Consider the following 15133-nt stretch of genomic DNA (forward strand, 5'->3'; position numbering starts at 1 on the left):
ATTCTAAGCCAGGGTGGGGGGAAATACTTGGGGGATGGTTTGTTGAGGCGCGGGCAGGTGGTTTGATGGTAGGTGCTCGATAGATGGATGTGGGCGTGGAAGTTGGAGATTTTGTGGAGGGTGTTTGAAATTCGAGGTGTCTTTTGATTGGCGCTTTGCGAGAGTCCCTTTGCGAGCCAACTCGCGCACTCAATGATTTCCTTGTCATTGTCTTAAATCGGGAGCATGAGACACTTGAGCTTTGATTCCTCGCTTCAGTCGGCGGCTACGAACGACAAAAGCACCATGATTTGGATCATGGTGGCGACAGTCAGCTATAAAAATATAATGACGATGGCGAGAAGTGTTCGCTGGGCCTAGCATCAGCGTTGCATTGACCTCGCTGCGCCAACGCGGTTCTGGCCTCCCGGCGTTGGACGGGGCCACATGACTCGGTTGGGGGGTGCCCTCAATCCGATATAATCGCCCTAATTTCGCCGCCTGTTCTATGAGCCTACCGCTAGTACTTGAACTGCAATGTCTCGCCCTTAACGAGGGCACCTCAGTCCTTCAACTGGTCCGGACAGCGAAGTTGGTCGCGGCCAAGCTCAAACTCCCAGACGCGATGGACTGGATCAACGGCGAGTTAAACGGGTACACCGACCTGAAGACGCTTCCGAGCTATCGAATACTCCGAGGGGAATGTCGCGCGATAAACCCTTTTCGAGGGTGGATACCGGTGCAGTTCCCCGATGCTCAACTCGATGAAATTTGCACCGAGGCGAGGATTGGACAGTCCCTCGGATCGATCCAGCCGTTGCTTAACGATGACCGTGACCATGCCCTTCTGCACTACCCGTTTGAGATCGAGCAGACGCTGCAACGCATGTTTCAAGAGCAGACACGCTTTGCCATACGTCTGTCGAAAGGGCACCTCGCCGGAATTTTTGACTCCGTCCGAAACCTGACGCTTAACTGGAGCCTTGAACTGGAACAGGCGGGCGTGCGTGGCGAGAACATGACGTTCACGCTCACCGAACAAAAGGAAGCGCGACCTGTGACTCAACAGTTTTTCATCCAGAATGCGGGGGTAGTTGGTCACGTGTCGGATGAGGCAAACGTGACCAACAATCAAAGCGTACACGGCTCGTTGTCCGTTGAGCGCGTCCGCGACCTAGTTGAACAAGCGAAAACATCCCTGCCCGCTTTGCCTTTGCCTCTTGCGGCCGCGGCAGGTGGCGTGCTCGACGAGCTTACAGTTGAGTCCCGCAAAGCCGCACCCGACCTCGGGAAGCTGCGGGGCGCGTTGTGTTCTTTGAGAACGATATGCGAAGGCGCCGCAGGGAACATCGTGGCATCCGGTATCACAGGGGCAGTTACCGCCCTTCTGACGCACGGTGCATAACCACGGCGCGGCCGTGTAGGAAGCTGCGTCCTGCCGGCTAGCGCGCTTCCAATATAGTTTGCATTTTCTATGTGGCTCGCGAAGTGACCTTCGCAGGTGTAGTGATGCGTTTGGTTGAGTGAATAGCGAGCACGTTGCACACAAACCGCGTGCCGGCGTGTTGTGCAGCCAGCGCAGTCAGAAGAAACTGTCCGGCAAAAACCGCACAGGCGATCCAGGCGGCCTTTCCGCCTGCGCCGTTCCACCAGAGCAAAAGCGGTACGGCAATGACAAGGGGCAGCGAGAGTGCCGACGCGTCGCGCCACAGTAGAAACATCTTGTGCGCGTCCACCACAGCAGTCTCCAATTCGACGCGCCGGTAGAGCTTGTACCAGAACGCGTTTTGCTCGCCCGGTTCCTCCGGCAACGCCCCGACATTTTTTCTCAACGCCGCCATGTCAACCCGCGGGTCCGCCGGGCCATATTTCGAAAAGGCTTCGTGGCCAGGGAGCACGTTTCTGCGTTTCCAATAGACCAGCATCGCTTTGACGTTGGAAGGAATCAGCCACGACAGCAGCAGGACGACAACTGGCAAGACCGTCATCAACGCCGCTCGCGCGGCCACCAACTGCGTCGGCGCCGCGTCGAGCACCGCCGGAAACGCAAAGACCAGTGGCAGCCCGGTATCAAGCAACCCAAGCGCCACCAGCCAAGTCATGTTTCCGGCCTTCGACGATCGTTGCGCATTTCTCATCCCTGGAACTCGGTATCGATATAGAAGTTGTCGTCATCGACGGTGAACTGAATCCAGCCGTCCCGGCGGGTAGTCAAGACATGCCTATCTTTCATGGTCGTGCGCACCCGCACGCCCTGAGCGCGAACGACGGCGCGATAGTCGGGCACTGTCTCTTGCGTTGCGTGCATTTTTGCCTTGTCTGACACCAGTACGCAACTCGGCGTGAAATACGCGAAGATATCTTCACAAAAACCGTCTTCCCGCCCATGGTGCGATGCTACGAGCACGTCAGTGCCGGTCAATTCGGCGCGAAAGGCCGCTTGCTGCAACAACGCGCGCCAACCTGCCTTCTCAAGATCACCAGGAAACAGCATTTTGATGTTCCGGTATTTTATAAAGACCGCCAAACTCAGATTGTTCGTATCCGTGAACAACGGATAGGGATTCCAGAAGGCCGACGCGGTGATGCCACCCATGTTCTGGTCGAAGGGCTCGCCGACCACCCCATTGAATCCTTCGCAAATGTGCGCAAACCGCTCAGCGTCGCGAGTCAACGGCCCGCACTCCTCTTTGATTGCGCGAATCGCGCCGGCGGAGGTGGTGGGATTGCGATACACGACCGGCACAACAATGCGCGCGTCCCACAACCCCTGCAGGTCGCTCATATGGTCTTGGTCGGCGTTGGTGATGAACAGATAGTCAAGCCTGTTGCGGCCGAGCGTTCTGGAAATATAGTTGCTGGGGCGGAAGCCGGAGCCGTGTCCCGAGTCGATCATCGCCAACCGGCCGCCATATGCCCCCAATCCGATCTGCATGACGTGCTGGACCATGGCGCAAGCGCCGTGCTCAACGTTCCAAATCCGAACGCGCATTTCTCCAGGCATGGCCTACCCCAATATCTTTTCACCTGATATTTTGTCATAAGGCACGGCCCGACCGCGAAGACGAGATGCACGGAATCATCGGCCGATCAAAGCAAGTTGGAAACCTGCTGACGATGCGTCACTGATTGCGGCAAGCACATGGAAGGTCAGTGATGAAAGAATTAAGATCAACGTGATCGAATCTCGACGCATCCCCTGACCGGCGATCGAGAAATCGACATTCGCCACCCGGACTTCCAATGTCAGAAGTCCGCCAAACAGGGCTGAGAACCAAACAACATCCAAACTGCACAAAACGCCGTGTTTTGGGAGTAGTGATTTGAAGTAGAGGTAATGCAGTGAGTCTGCGGCAGGACGAAGCTTTGCGTCCGATTCAGTGACGGGCGGGTAGGTTGGCGTCGGCTCCGAAGCTGTAGCTGTTGTTCGAGCAACCTCAACGTTCGACGGGTCAGTGGCCGCATCTGGCCGTTTGCTAAATCATCCAGTCGATCCCGCATAGTCAAACCGGGCTTCAAACATGCGAGGTTCGCAAGAGCACAGCCGTTTTCCTGAATTGCTTGTTCTGGATTCTCGATTTCGATTGCCGATAATGCCCACTCAAACCATCCGCGAAAACCGCTTCACACTCGCCTGTCCGAGATAAGCATCAAACACAGAAGCCACGTTCCGCACCAGCATGCGTCCCGCAGGCAACACCCGAATCCCGTCGCGTCCAATCTCAACAAGCTCATCATCGACCATAGCCTCAAGCCGCGCGAGTTCATCGGCGAAAGTGCTCTCAAACGCAATGCCATGCACCCGCTCGATCTCATCGAACCGCAGCCCACCACCGCACATCAACCGCATGATGACATCACGCCGCAGAAGATCATCAGCCGACAACCGCACCCCACGCGCAATGGCAAGCCGTCCATCGTCGATAGCAGCCGCATACTCATCGACACCACGCGCATTCTGTGCGTAGACATCGCCGATCCTTCCAATCGCCGAAGCCCCGATCCCAATCAAATCACAATCCCCACGCGTGCTATATCCCTGAAAATTCCGCTGAAGCGTCCCGTCCGCGAGCGCGAGAGAAAGTTCATCACCGGGTAAGGCAAAATGATCCATGCCGATATAAACATACCCCGCGTCGCTCATGCGCTCGATCACGCGCCCGAGAATCGCAAGCCGCACGGCAGGCGAGGGCAGCGCGGATTCATCCATCTGCCGCTGCATCTTGAACAGCGCCGGCATATGCGCATAACCAAACACCGAGACACGATCCGGCGCGAGCGCGATCATCGCATCGAGCGTGCGCGTAAAACTCTCGACGCTCTGATGAGGCAAGCCATAAATCAAATCGACGCTAATCGACTTGAAGCCATTTCGCCGCGCCGCCTGCATGACGCCTTCGGTCATCGCATAAGGCTGCACGCGGTTGATCGCCCGCTGCACACGTTCATCGAAATCCTGCACGCCCAGACTCAGCCGATTGAAGCCAAGCTCACGCAACACACCAATCGTTTCCGCCGATGCGTCGCGCGGATCGACTTCGATCGAATACTCGGCGCGATCGTCGGATACGAGGTTGAAGTGCTCGGCGGTCGCGGCCATCAACTCCGTCATCTCGGCGTGCGAGAGAAACGTGGGCGTGCCGCCGCCCCAATGCAGTTGCGTCACGGGACGGCGGGTATCGACGAGCGCGGCGTGCATCGCAAGTTCGCGCTTCATGCGGTCGAGATACGGCCGCGCGTGCGCGCGATTCTTCGTCGCGACCTTGTTGCAGCCGCAATAGAAGCAGACGGTGTCGCAAAACGGAATGTGGAAGTAGAGCGATAGATCGGCGGCCGGATCGGCTTTCATTGCCGCCTCGCAGTAATGCTTCGGGTCGAAGGAATCGATGAACTGGACGGCGGTCGGATAGGACGTGTAGCGCGGACCGTGCGCGTCGTAACGTTCGAGGAGATCGGGGCGGAAGAAGGTATTCGAGGATGTCATAACGGACCTTGGGCTTGCGCACGAGTGTAAAAGCGCGAGGCGCGTGGCAATTGCGAGATAAGGTCGCAGTACGGCTTCCGGGTTTGACGAAACGCAAACTTCAGGCGTGGGACAATGCGGTTTTACGCTTTTGAGCCAATGTCATGTCGACTGCTTCGAGCGCGCCGCATGCGTGCCGCGAAGGGTGCGGTGCGTGCTGCATCGCGCCTTCCATTACGAGTCCGATTCCGGGGATGCCAAACGGCAAGCCGGCCGGCGAACGCTGCGTGCAACTCGGCGATGATCTGCGTTGCGCGATTTTCGGCGATCCGCGCAGACCGGCTTGTTGCGGCGGGTTGCAGGCTTCGGCGGAGATGTGTGGGGAGACGCGGGAGTTTGCGCTCGCGTGGATCGCCAAACTTGAAGTCGCCACGCAACCGCATTGAAGTTCAGTGGTCCAATGACCGGTTTTTAGCCTCACCGCATTTCACAGTTCAGCCCCCGGAGACTCCCGCATGTCCAACCCCGTCGCGCTAACCCGGCGCCGGTTCCTGCTTGCCACGCTCATCGCCTTGCCGGCGCTTGGCGCGTCATCGGTGACGCAAGCAGCTTCGAATTCCATCTTCCCGTTCATTCCGGATCACTACACGTTCTCTCAGCAGCAAGTCCAGGAAGCCGTCGCGCGCAAGTTTCCCTTGCAACGCACGATCTCGCAGATCGTCGATGTCGTGTTGAGCAATCCCGTCATCGGCATGGCGCCTGATCGTAATCGCGTAACCGTGCATGTCGATGCGCGCTTCACCACGCCCTTCATGCCCAACCCCGTCAACGGCGCATTCACGCTCTCGACGCAACTCGGCTATGACGCGCAAAGCCGCTCGGTGATCCTCGTCTCGCCAAGCGTCGATGATTCGCAGTTCTCAGGGGACGCCGCGCAATACAATCAGCAGATCGCTGCCGCCGGCGCGATGCTTGCGGCGCAATTGCTCGAACGGTATCCCATCCACACCTTCAAGCCCGAAGAACTGCAGTTCGCCGGCGTTTCTTACGAACCCGGTACAATCACAGTCCTTACAAACGGCATACGTGTTCAGATCGTCGAAAAATAAGTCGAAATCTTGGCGCGGGGTGCTCCACACGAACGGCGATAACAGCGAAAAAGGGCTGACGGATGGACTGGATATTGATGGTGAAGGCGCTCGTTCTGGGCGTCGTGGAAGGGTTGACCGAATTTCTGCCGGTCTCGAGCACCGGACATCTGATCGTCGCAGGCAGTCTCCTGAATTTCACCGACGCGCAGGCTAAAACCTTCGATGTCGTCATTCAGTTCGGCGCGATTCTCGCCATCTGCTGGGAATATCGCAAAAAAATCGGCTCGGTAGTCACCGGTTTGCCGTCACGGCCGGACGCGCGGCGCTTCACGCTCAACGTGATCATCGCGACCATTCCGGCCATCGCCCTCGGTCTTTTGTTCGAGAAAAGCATCAAGGCGGTGTTGTTCTCGCCGGTGCCGGTTTCGGTGGCGCTCATCGTGGGCGGCATCGTCATATTGTGGGCGGAAGCGCGTCAGCGTGACCGCGCCGCCGCGCCGCGCGTGACTTCCATCGACGACCTCTCTTACTCCGACGCCCTCAAGGTCGGATTAGCGCAATGTTTCGCGCTGATTCCGGGCACGTCGCGCTCGGGAGCGACGATCATCGGCGGCATGCTGTTCGGACTCGAACGCCGCGTGGCCACGGAGTTCTCATTCTTTCTGGCGATTCCGATCATCTTCGGCGCAACGCTCTACGAAATGGCGAAGTACTGGCGCACGCTGACCGTGAACGATCTCGGGCTCTTTGCAATCGGGCTAGTGGCAGCGTTCGTGAGCGCGTTTATCTGTATTCGATGGCTGCTGCGTTACGTCGCCTCGCACGATTTTTCGGCGTTCGCGTGGTATCGCATCGGCTTTGGCTTGTTGATTCTGATTGTCGGTTATAGCGGCGGTTTGAGTTGGGCTGACTGAAAGTCACGCACGCTTTCTGGCGGGAGTTGAACCCCACGTCTTTTCGAAGCGTGGGGTTTTGTTTTTTGGACGTGACTAAATGTCCGCGTCTCGATTCAAAGGCAGATTGATCGTCTTCAAACGCGGCGGAACAGCAAGTCCCAAACGCCATGACCGAGATTTAATCCGCGTTTCTCGAACTTGGTCACCGGACGATAATCCGGGCGCGGCGCATAACCATCGGCGGTATTTTGAAGCGCGGGTTCGGCGGACAGCACTTCGAGCATTTGTTCGGCATAGTTTTGCCAGTCGGTCGCAAGATGCACATAACCGCCCGGTTTCACGCGCGACACGAGCAAAGCCACGAACTTCGGTTGAATCAGCCGCCGCTTGTGATGCCGCGCCTTGTGCCACGGATCGGGGAAATAAATGTGTACGCCATCCAGACTAGCCGGCGCGATCATGTGTTCGAGCACTTCCACGGCGTCGTGCTGAAGAATTCGCAGGTTGCCGAGCCCTTGTTCGCCAATCAGCTTCAGCAAGGCGCCCACGCCCGGCTCGTGCACTTCCACGCCGATGAAGTCGTCGCCCGGACGCTTGGCCGCGATTTCCGCTGTTGTCCCGCCCATGCCGAAGCCGATTTCCAGCACGCGCGGCGCTTCGCGTCCGAACACGGCTGACCAGTCGGCGACTTGCGCGTCATACGGCACGATGTAACGTGGTCCGAGTTGATCGATGGCGCGCTGCTGGCCCGGCGACACGCGGCCCGCGCGCGTCACGAAGCTGCGGATGCGGCGATGGCGCAGCGTGGAGGTTTCGTCGGCGGGAGCGCTAGACGACGTGGCGTCGTCCTGGGAATCGTGATTCATGGCGAGAGCAGAGTGCGTGACTAACGCGGCGCGGCTGGCGAATCCGCACGCGTGCAGAGCGTGGAAACTAAAAAGCCGCCCGGACAACGACAGGCGGCTTTCTCGGCGATGCTGGAGCGGGCGATGGGAATCGAACCCACGTCTGTAGCTTGGGAAGCTACGGTAATGGCCATTATACGACGCCCGCGTAAGCCCACTATTTTAAGCGGCGGCGCGGCACAGCGCAATTGCTGCCCCGGCGCCGGCCACCTTGCGCGCTTCGTTTAGATGCCGAACAAGGTCATCGAAACGGCGAGACGCGTGACCACCATCAACAATACCTGCACGATGACGAACAGCAGGATCGGTGACAAATCGATGCCGCCCAAGCGCGGCAAAATACGTCGCAGTGGATCGAGAAACGGCGCGGTGATCTGAAACAAAAGCGGCATGGCCGGCGATTGCGGATTTAGCCACGAAAGCAGCGCCATCAGAATCGTCATCCAGATGATGAGGTTCAGCGCCCACTTCACGACGGTGAGGAGGGCGACGAGAAGGATCATCGGCATCATGAGCGTCGGATCGACGTTGGCCAGCACGACCATCAACGTCACATAGACGAGCGAAGCGATGAACGCGGCGAGAATGCTCGCCCAGTCGATCTTGCCGCCGGGCAGGATCTTGCGCAGCGGCAGCACGATCCAGTTGGTTGCCTGCATCACGCCGTTCGAGACCGGGTTATAGGGCGGCATGCGCACGACCTGCATCCATGCGCGCAGCAAAAGCGCCGCGCCGAACAGAGTGAAGACGGTATTAAGCAGAAAACGGGCGATCTCGCCGAACATCTCGGTTCCTCGATGAAGCCGCACAGGGTTCGAACCTGCGCTGGGTAGGGTGAGCGAAGCTAGGGAAGGCGACGGCCGGGCCACTCGCCGCGAAAAGATGCGCAGGTGCGTAATCGATAAGTCTTGCGCCGCGCGATAACCCGCCAACAAGCGAAGCGTCGATGCCGACCTTGATCGTCGTTCGTTCTCGACTGACTCGTCCTGCGGACACGGCGGCTTTTCTGCGCCTTGCTTCCCCGCCCACCGGATAAGCTCGGTGGGGCGCCGGACGTCACCTTAACATGGCTTGACGGCGGCTTGGGCGCGTTGTCGCACAAGGCGCGGCCGTTTGAGGCTCCGCAGCTTGAAAGGCGCATGCAAGGACCGTTCGCGAACCTTCGCGAACCTATAAGAAAGAGATTCTCGCGACGGAAAACCCTAGTGTTGTCAATTCGAGACGACCGCAAAAGGCGCGTTTTACGTAAAACTGGCAGGATAGGGAAACGAAAAGCGAAATGGGTTACATAGAAAAGTTGGGGATTTATCTGGCAACGAGGCGTAAAGGTGGCCGAAAAAGCATAAGTAGCCGAAATCTTCGGAACCATTTCCCGCTTTTGTCTGAAAGCCCGCGAGTCTTAACGCCGAATGTGGTTCAACACACACCGATCGAAAGGCTTGGGTTCTATCCCGCACATTGATGCACGGACAGGGCGCGAATACTAAAGAAAAGACGGATCAACAGGGAAAACGGTGGCGCGAGAAAGCGCACGGTTTTCCGTGAGGTTTAATCGCTACGTTCGGAGGTCGCTGTGAGCATTTTCTCTTATCGAAAACATTTGCGATTCTTGAGCCAGGCCCAGCGGCGTCGCTGGTGGGATCAGAAAAAGCGTCTAACGCCTCGGGTGGTCATCAGCGGGGCATACGTGCCGCCGAATGTTTCGCGCGAATTCGCTTATGTGAAGGTGGGTTGAAGCGTCGTCGCGTTTCGAACTTTGTGTTTGCAAAGCCCCGCCTGATCGATTGCCCGGCGGGGCTTTTCTTTGCATTTGTAAATGTCGTTACTTGCTGGGCGGCGAAAGTCCGGTCGCAGAACTTTTGCTGATCGAAAGGCACGCCGGACGGCCGACTCGCGTTGGCGAGCACGTTCAAGCCTTTCCAGAAGCGTAAGAAAACTTGCAATTTGCAACATATGGTTCCAGCGGCATTTGGCCTTTTTCGATAGATTGAAGCCATACCGTCGTTTGTCGTGCCGTACGGATCGGCAGCAGGCGGCGAGGAGAACGAAGGTGAAAAGGCTCGCTTATTGGATGGTTGCAGGGGCGCTGGGTGTCGGCATTGCCGGCGCTGCACAGGCGCATGTTTCGGTGGGCATCGGGATCGGGGTTCCCGCGTATCCGGTTTATCAGGCGCCGCCGCCGCCGGTTTATGTCGCGCCGCCCGCGCCGGTGTACGTAGCGCCGCAGCAGCCGGTGTATGTTGCGCCGCCGCCGCCCGTGGTCTATGCGCCGCCGCCTCCGGTCGTCGTCGGAAGTTATGGTTACGGCTACTACGGTCGCCCTTACTATCATCACGGCTACTACCGGGGCGGTCCCGGCTACTATCGGGGCGGTCCGGGCTACTGGCACCGCTAATCGACAATTCGGCTGTCGAATCTTCTGGCGATGCATGTCCCCAAGCGGACCTGCATCGCTTTTTTCGTTGCGGCATCGCTTTTCAGAAGCGCGTCATAACTGGGACAATGACGGCTCTCCTCACCCCTCGTCCTCGTCCCATGTCCTCACTTCCCGCACCTACCTTCGAAGACGTCGCCGATGCCGCTCGCCGCATCGCAGGCGTCGCGCATCGCACGCCGGTTCTCACGTCCACCACGGCCGACGCCATGTCGGGCGCGTCGCTCTTCTTTAAATGCGAAAACTTCCAGCGCATGGGCGCGTTCAAGTTTCGCGGCGCCTATAACGCGTTGTCCCATTTCGACGATGCCCAGCGCAAAGCCGGCGTTATCACGTACTCGTCGGGCAATCATGCGCAGGCTATCGCGTTGTCGGCGAAGCTCGCGGGCATCCGCGCGACCATCGTCATGCCCGAAGACGCGCCTGCCGCGAAGATGGCCGCGACGCGCGGCTATGGCGGCGAAGTGATCACCTACGATCGCTATACGCAGAACCGCGAGGAAATCGGCCGCGCGCTCGCAGAGGAACGCGGCATGACCCTGATCCCGCCATACGATCATCCACATGTGATCGCGGGGCAGGGCACGGCGGCAAAGGAATTGATCGAAGAAACCGGACCGCTGGATTACCTGTTCGTCTGCCTCGGCGGCGGCGGGCTGATCGGCGGATGCGCTCTCGCCGCTGCCGCGCTCAGCCCGTCGTGCAAGGTGATCGGCGTTGAGCCGGAAGCGGGCAACGACGCGCAGCAGTCACTCGCGCGCGGCGAGATCGTGCATATCGAAGTGCCGCGCACAATCGCCGATGGCGCCGCTTCCACGCATGTCGGCGAATACAACTTCCCGATCATCCAGCGTCATGTGGACAGCATCGTCACCGTGAGCGACGCCCAGTTGATCGACACGCTGCGCTTTTTCGCGCAACGCATGAAGATGGTCGTCGAGCCGACCGGCTGTCTGGCCGCCGCGGCCGTGCTGCAGAAAGTGGTGCCGGTGGAAGGCAAGCGCGTGGGTGTGATCGTGAGCGGCGGCAACGTCGATCTGGCGCGTCTGGCGGAGTTCGTCGCCTGACGTGGGCTCGCTCATCGCGCGAAAGGCACGCGCCGCTCAAACCGGCGCGTGCACGATCAGATCGCGGTAACCATTGACGATCACGCTGTACGCGAAATAAGCGAATAGCACGGCCGAAAGCACATGACACGCGCGCAGCAGGCTCGTGCCCGCGCGCTTGCGGCCGTGGCTCGCCAGCGTGCAGACGAAGAGCGTCCAGCCGAGCCCGCCGCAAAAGAAGCCGATCAGGAACACGGACGCGCTCATCGCGCTGGTCGCGCCGGCTTTGGCGATCAACGCGCCGCCCACGGCCGCGAACCAGAGAATCGCACTTGGCGACGACACCGCGAGCAAACAGCCGCGCACGAAACTCTTCGCATGACTTTGGCGTGGCAGACGGTCGTCGGCTTCGCCTTCGACAGGCGGCGCGGATGCGGGATTCAGCGCCTCGCGTGCCATCTTCCACGTGAGGAACAGAAGCACGATCGCCCCGCCGATCCACACGACCCATCGCACGGCCGCGAATTGCAGAAGCGCCGACATGCCGGCCAGCGCGAGCGCCGCGTAGAAGAGATCGCCGAAACAGGTCCCGAGGCCGAGCACGAATCCTGGTTTGAAGCCGTGCGACAGCACGAGCGAAATGATCGCGACATTGGCAATGCCAATATCCAGACACAGCGACAACGACAAAAAGAAGCCGTCGGACAGCAGGGACCACGAGTGCATCGTCTTTTTTTTAGTGATCGCGTAGCGCGAAGTGGATGTCGAGGCGGCCGGTCGATACGCCGACCGTGTTGCGCATTGGCGGGTGGCGAAAGCGTGCGAGCGCGCCAAGCTGCTCGTCCGTGCCTATGCCGAGCCGTTCGAGTACATGCACGACGACCGCGTTGAGCACGCCGGTGTTGCCGTCTTCCACCTTCACCGCGATGCCGAGTGTGCCTTCGGGGCGCCGGACGCCAATGGCGTAGCACGCGTCCGCGCCGGTCTTGCCGACGAGCGTGCCGCCGAAGGTTTGCATCAGCAGCGTACAGAAGCGGCCTTCGCCGGCGACGAGTTCGGGATGCGCCGTCATCGCCTTATAGATACGCGCGAGCGGCGTGCCGTCCGGCGCATCGGCGATCTTTGCGAAGAGCCGCGCGAGGCGATCGAGCGGGAAGGCGGGCGTTGGCAGATTGCAGCCGTCGATGGCCCATTGCACTTCGTCGTCGGCGAGATCAACGACGCGCGCCATCGTCCGCTTGACCCACGCCTGCAGCGGATGCGCGGGCAGATGATAACCGTCGAGCGGCGCATTCATGGCGCGCGCGCCGGCCAGCATGCCGGCGTGCTTGCCGGAACAATTGCTGCACACGGGCGTCGGCATGAAATCGCGTTTGATCCAGTCGCGGAAGACGGCATCGGAAATGGGCGGATGGCCGCCGCAGCGAAGATCGGCTTCGCTTGCTTCGGCTTTCGCGAGCATCGCCCGCGCGCGCTCGATATGACGCGGCTCGCTGTTATGCGACGCGCACATCAGCGCCAGATCTTCTTCGCTGAAGCCGAAGCGTTCGAGCGCGCCGGTTTCGAGCACGGCCAACGCCTGCGCGGGTTTCGCCGCCGAGCGCGGCAAGGTCACGCGATATGGATCGCCGAACGAATGCAGCACGCGCCCGGATGCATCGACCACCGCGACATGCGCCGCATGCGTGTTCTCGATGACATCGCCACGAAAAACCGTCGCCCCGATCATGCTTTTCTCGCCGATGGCGACGTGTCGAGGCCGAGTTCGCTCCACAACGTATCGACGCGGCGCTTGACGGCTTCGTCCATGACAATCGGGCGGCCCCATTCGCGCGTGGTCTCGCCGGGCCATTTGTTGGTCGCGTCGAGTCCCATCTTCGAGCCGAGCCCCGCCATGGGCGACGCGAAGTCGAGATAGTCGATCGGCGTGTTGTCCACGAGCACGGTATCGCGCACGGGGTCCACTCGCGTCGTGATCGCCCAGATGACTTCCTTCCAGTCGCGCACGTTCACGTCTTCATCGACCACGACGATGAACTTCGTGTACATGAACTGCCGCAGGAAACTCCATACGCCGAACATCACGCGCTTGGCGTGGCCGGGATAGCTCTTCTTCATCTGCACGATGGCCATGCGATAACTGCAGCCTTCTGGCGGCAGATAGAAGTCCGTGATCTCGGTGAACTGCTTCTGGAGGAGCGGCACGAAGACTTCGTTGAGCGCGACGCCGAGCACGGCCGGTTCGTCGGGCGGCTTGCCGGTATAAGTCGAATGGAAGAGGGCGTCGCGCCGCATGGTGATCTTTTCGACGGTGAAGACCGGGAACCACTCCTGTTCGTTGTAGTAGCCGGTGTGATCGCCGTACGGACCTTCGAGCGCGTGTTCGTATTTCGCGGATGCCCCCGCGGACGGACGCGGCGGCGCGCCCGCGGGCGCAGGCGGCGGCGCGCCGTCTTGCGGATGGATGAAGCCTTCGAGCACGATCTCCGCGCGCGCCGGCACTTGCAGCGTGTCGACGCCAGGCGTCAGGCACTTCGCCAGTTCAGTGCGCGAGCCGCGCAGCAGCCCCGCGAACTGATACTCGGACAATGAATCGGGCACCGGCGTGACGGCGCCGAGGATCGTCGCGGGATCGGCGCCGAGCACGACCGCCACGGGATACGGCTTGCCGGGATTGGCAAGCGCGAATTCGCGAAAGTCGAGCGCGCCGCCGCGATGAGCGAGCCATCGCATGATGAGTTTGTTGCGTCCGATCAGCTGCTGCCGATAAATGCCGAGATTCTGCCGCGACTTGTTGGGGCCGCGCGTGACGGTGAGGCCCCAGGTGAGCAGCGGGCCGGCGTCGCCGGGCCAGCAGGTTTGGATCGGCAAGCGCGCGAGATCGACATCGTTGCCTTCCCAAACTATTTCCTGGCAAGGCGGCGAATTCACCGATTTCGGCGCCATGTCCCAAACGGCCTTGGCAAGCGACAACAGCTTGCCCGCGTCCTTCAAACCCTTGGGCGGCTCGGGCTCCTTGAGCGCCGAGAGCAGCCGGCCGACATCGCGCAGCGAGCCGAGCGCGGCGGTGTCGCTGCCGAGGGCCGTATCGTTGCCGCTCTGCGCTTGCGTTTCGATACCCATGCCGAGCGCCACCCGGCGCGTCGTGCCGAAGAGGTTCGCAAGCACGGGCATGGAATGTCCCGTTGGCGTTTCGAACAACAGGGCGGGGCCGCCCGCGCGCAATACGCGATCGGAAATTTCGGTGATTTCGAGAACGGGGGAAACGGGCTGCCGAACACGGCGCAGTTCACCTAGCGCTTCGAGGCGGGCGGTGAAGTCGCGCAGATCTTTGTATTTCATCGATGATCAGAAAGGGACTCGAGGACGGCCCAGAAGGGCGGGACGGCTGCGCGCCAGACGATTGTCGATTTTACATGCGCTCGCGTCGGTGCGTTCGGAGACATTCAGCAAATTCCGCTTCCAATGCCCCAACTGGCGCGGTTTTCGGCAACTGAACACTGTTCGTTATTACTGTAAGTAATTGAAACGGAAGTCTATAGCATTGACGGATGATTAAAGCCTGCTAGAATCCTTTGCCATCCTTTGCGGGTTTTGAAACTTTTTACCGCTGCCTCAGGTCTTTCAGACGCACATGCGTCGCCTGCGCCGAACCTGCCCGGCGATTCATGGCTGTTGGTTGTCACGGCCGGCGTTACCAGCGCCGGTTTTTCGCGTGGAAAGCCTCTGCGCATTCATGGCATGCAGTTCGTGCCGCGCACTCCGGTCAACTTTTTAACCGGCGGCTTTCCAGACGGCTCCATGCCGTTTCCCCGATGC

Annotated in this window: 14 protein-coding genes and 1 tRNA gene; 6 read left to right on the top strand and 9 right to left on the bottom strand. The window is 60.0% G+C overall.

The features are described from left to right. The first annotated feature begins 487 nt into the window (after positions 1 to 487). A complete protein-coding gene (locus NCR98_RS03980) occupies positions 488 to 1384 on the top strand; it encodes an AbiTii domain-containing protein (protein ID WP_250463920.1) in 897 nt (298 codons plus the stop codon). A 67-nt stretch (positions 1385 to 1451) separates the two neighbouring features. Here NCR98_RS03980 and NCR98_RS03985 read toward each other — a convergent pair whose 3' ends face one another. The 3 genes from NCR98_RS03985 to hemN all read right to left on the bottom strand — a co-directional run bounded on the left by NCR98_RS03985 (position 1452) and on the right by hemN (position 4963). After that, on the bottom strand, positions 1452 to 2081 hold the full coding sequence (locus tag NCR98_RS03985; RefSeq protein ID WP_250463922.1) for a hypothetical protein: 630 nt from the start codon (positions 2079 to 2081) through the stop codon (positions 1452 to 1454). 32 nt (positions 2082 to 2113) lie between these two features. Then, positions 2114 to 2929 (bottom strand): ComEC/Rec2 family competence protein, encoded by an 816-nt coding sequence (locus NCR98_RS03990; protein WP_250525564.1) that lies wholly within the window; start codon positions 2927 to 2929, stop codon positions 2114 to 2116. Between the two features lie 651 nt (positions 2930 to 3580). Then, complete coding sequence (gene hemN / locus NCR98_RS03995; protein WP_250525565.1) at positions 3581 to 4963, bottom strand: oxygen-independent coproporphyrinogen III oxidase; 1383 nt, start codon at positions 4961 to 4963, stop codon at positions 3581 to 3583. A gap of 143 nt (positions 4964 to 5106) precedes the next feature. Between hemN and NCR98_RS04000 the strand changes: the two genes are divergently transcribed. From NCR98_RS04000 to NCR98_RS04010, 3 genes are all read left to right on the top strand, one after another. Continuing rightward, positions 5107 to 5388 carry a YkgJ family cysteine cluster protein gene (locus tag NCR98_RS04000; RefSeq protein WP_250492023.1) on the top strand — a complete coding sequence of 94 codons (282 nt, stop codon included), beginning with the start codon at positions 5107 to 5109 and terminating at the stop codon, positions 5386 to 5388. Positions 5389 to 5457: 69 nt separating this feature from the next. Next, positions 5458 to 6051, top strand: coding sequence for a DUF1439 domain-containing protein (locus NCR98_RS04005; protein WP_250463932.1), 594 nt, complete (start codon positions 5458 to 5460; stop codon positions 6049 to 6051). A gap of 62 nt (positions 6052 to 6113) precedes the next feature. After that, positions 6114 to 6947 carry an undecaprenyl-diphosphate phosphatase gene (locus NCR98_RS04010; protein ID WP_244827409.1) on the top strand — a complete coding sequence of 278 codons (834 nt, stop codon included), beginning with the start codon at positions 6114 to 6116 and terminating at the stop codon, positions 6945 to 6947. 116 nt (positions 6948 to 7063) lie between these two features. On the opposite strand, the gene trmB is transcribed toward NCR98_RS04010, so the two are convergent. The 3 genes from trmB to NCR98_RS04025 all read right to left on the bottom strand — a co-directional run bounded on the left by trmB (position 7064) and on the right by NCR98_RS04025 (position 8619). Further along, a complete protein-coding gene (gene trmB, locus NCR98_RS04015; protein ID WP_244827410.1) occupies positions 7064 to 7795 on the bottom strand; it encodes a tRNA (guanosine(46)-N7)-methyltransferase TrmB in 732 nt (243 codons plus the stop codon). A gap of 112 nt (positions 7796 to 7907) precedes the next feature. Next, a tRNA-Gly gene (locus NCR98_RS04020) sits at positions 7908 to 7982 on the bottom strand. Between the two features lie 76 nt (positions 7983 to 8058). Continuing rightward, on the bottom strand, positions 8059 to 8619 hold the full coding sequence (locus NCR98_RS04025; RefSeq protein ID WP_244827411.1) for a YggT family protein: 561 nt from the start codon (positions 8617 to 8619) through the stop codon (positions 8059 to 8061). A gap of 1286 nt (positions 8620 to 9905) precedes the next feature. On the opposite strand from NCR98_RS04025, the gene NCR98_RS04030 reads away from it, so the two are divergent. Both NCR98_RS04030 and NCR98_RS04035 read left to right on the top strand, forming a co-directional pair. After that, positions 9906 to 10229 (top strand): hypothetical protein, encoded by a 324-nt coding sequence (locus tag NCR98_RS04030; protein WP_284503767.1) that lies wholly within the window; start codon positions 9906 to 9908, stop codon positions 10227 to 10229. A 140-nt stretch (positions 10230 to 10369) separates the two neighbouring features. Beyond that, positions 10370 to 11335, top strand: coding sequence for a threo-3-hydroxy-L-aspartate ammonia-lyase (locus tag NCR98_RS04035; RefSeq protein WP_250525567.1), 966 nt, complete (start codon positions 10370 to 10372; stop codon positions 11333 to 11335). 36 nt (positions 11336 to 11371) lie between these two features. Here the strand turns inward: NCR98_RS04035 and NCR98_RS04040 are convergent, their stop codons facing one another. The 3 genes from NCR98_RS04040 to NCR98_RS04050 are packed head-to-tail and all read right to left on the bottom strand — an operon-like array spanning position 11372 to position 14656. Next, positions 11372 to 12040: a LysE family translocator gene (locus NCR98_RS04040; protein WP_250492027.1), complete on the bottom strand. Its 669-nt coding sequence runs from the start codon at positions 12038 to 12040 to the stop codon at positions 11372 to 11374. Positions 12041 to 12050: 10 nt separating this feature from the next. After that, complete coding sequence (locus NCR98_RS04045; RefSeq protein ID WP_250525568.1) at positions 12051 to 13043, bottom strand: asparaginase; 993 nt, start codon at positions 13041 to 13043, stop codon at positions 12051 to 12053. Next, on the bottom strand, positions 13040 to 14656 hold the full coding sequence (locus NCR98_RS04050; protein ID WP_250525569.1) for a UbiD family decarboxylase: 1617 nt from the start codon (positions 14654 to 14656) through the stop codon (positions 13040 to 13042). The genes NCR98_RS04045 and NCR98_RS04050 overlap by 4 nt, the downstream gene beginning before the upstream one ends. Positions 14657 to 15133 lie beyond the last annotated feature (477 nt).

Origin of the sequence: Caballeronia sp. GAWG2-1, assembly GCF_023631405.1 — a bacterium.
In the GTDB taxonomy this organism is placed as follows: Bacteria; Pseudomonadota; Gammaproteobacteria; order Burkholderiales; family Burkholderiaceae; genus Caballeronia.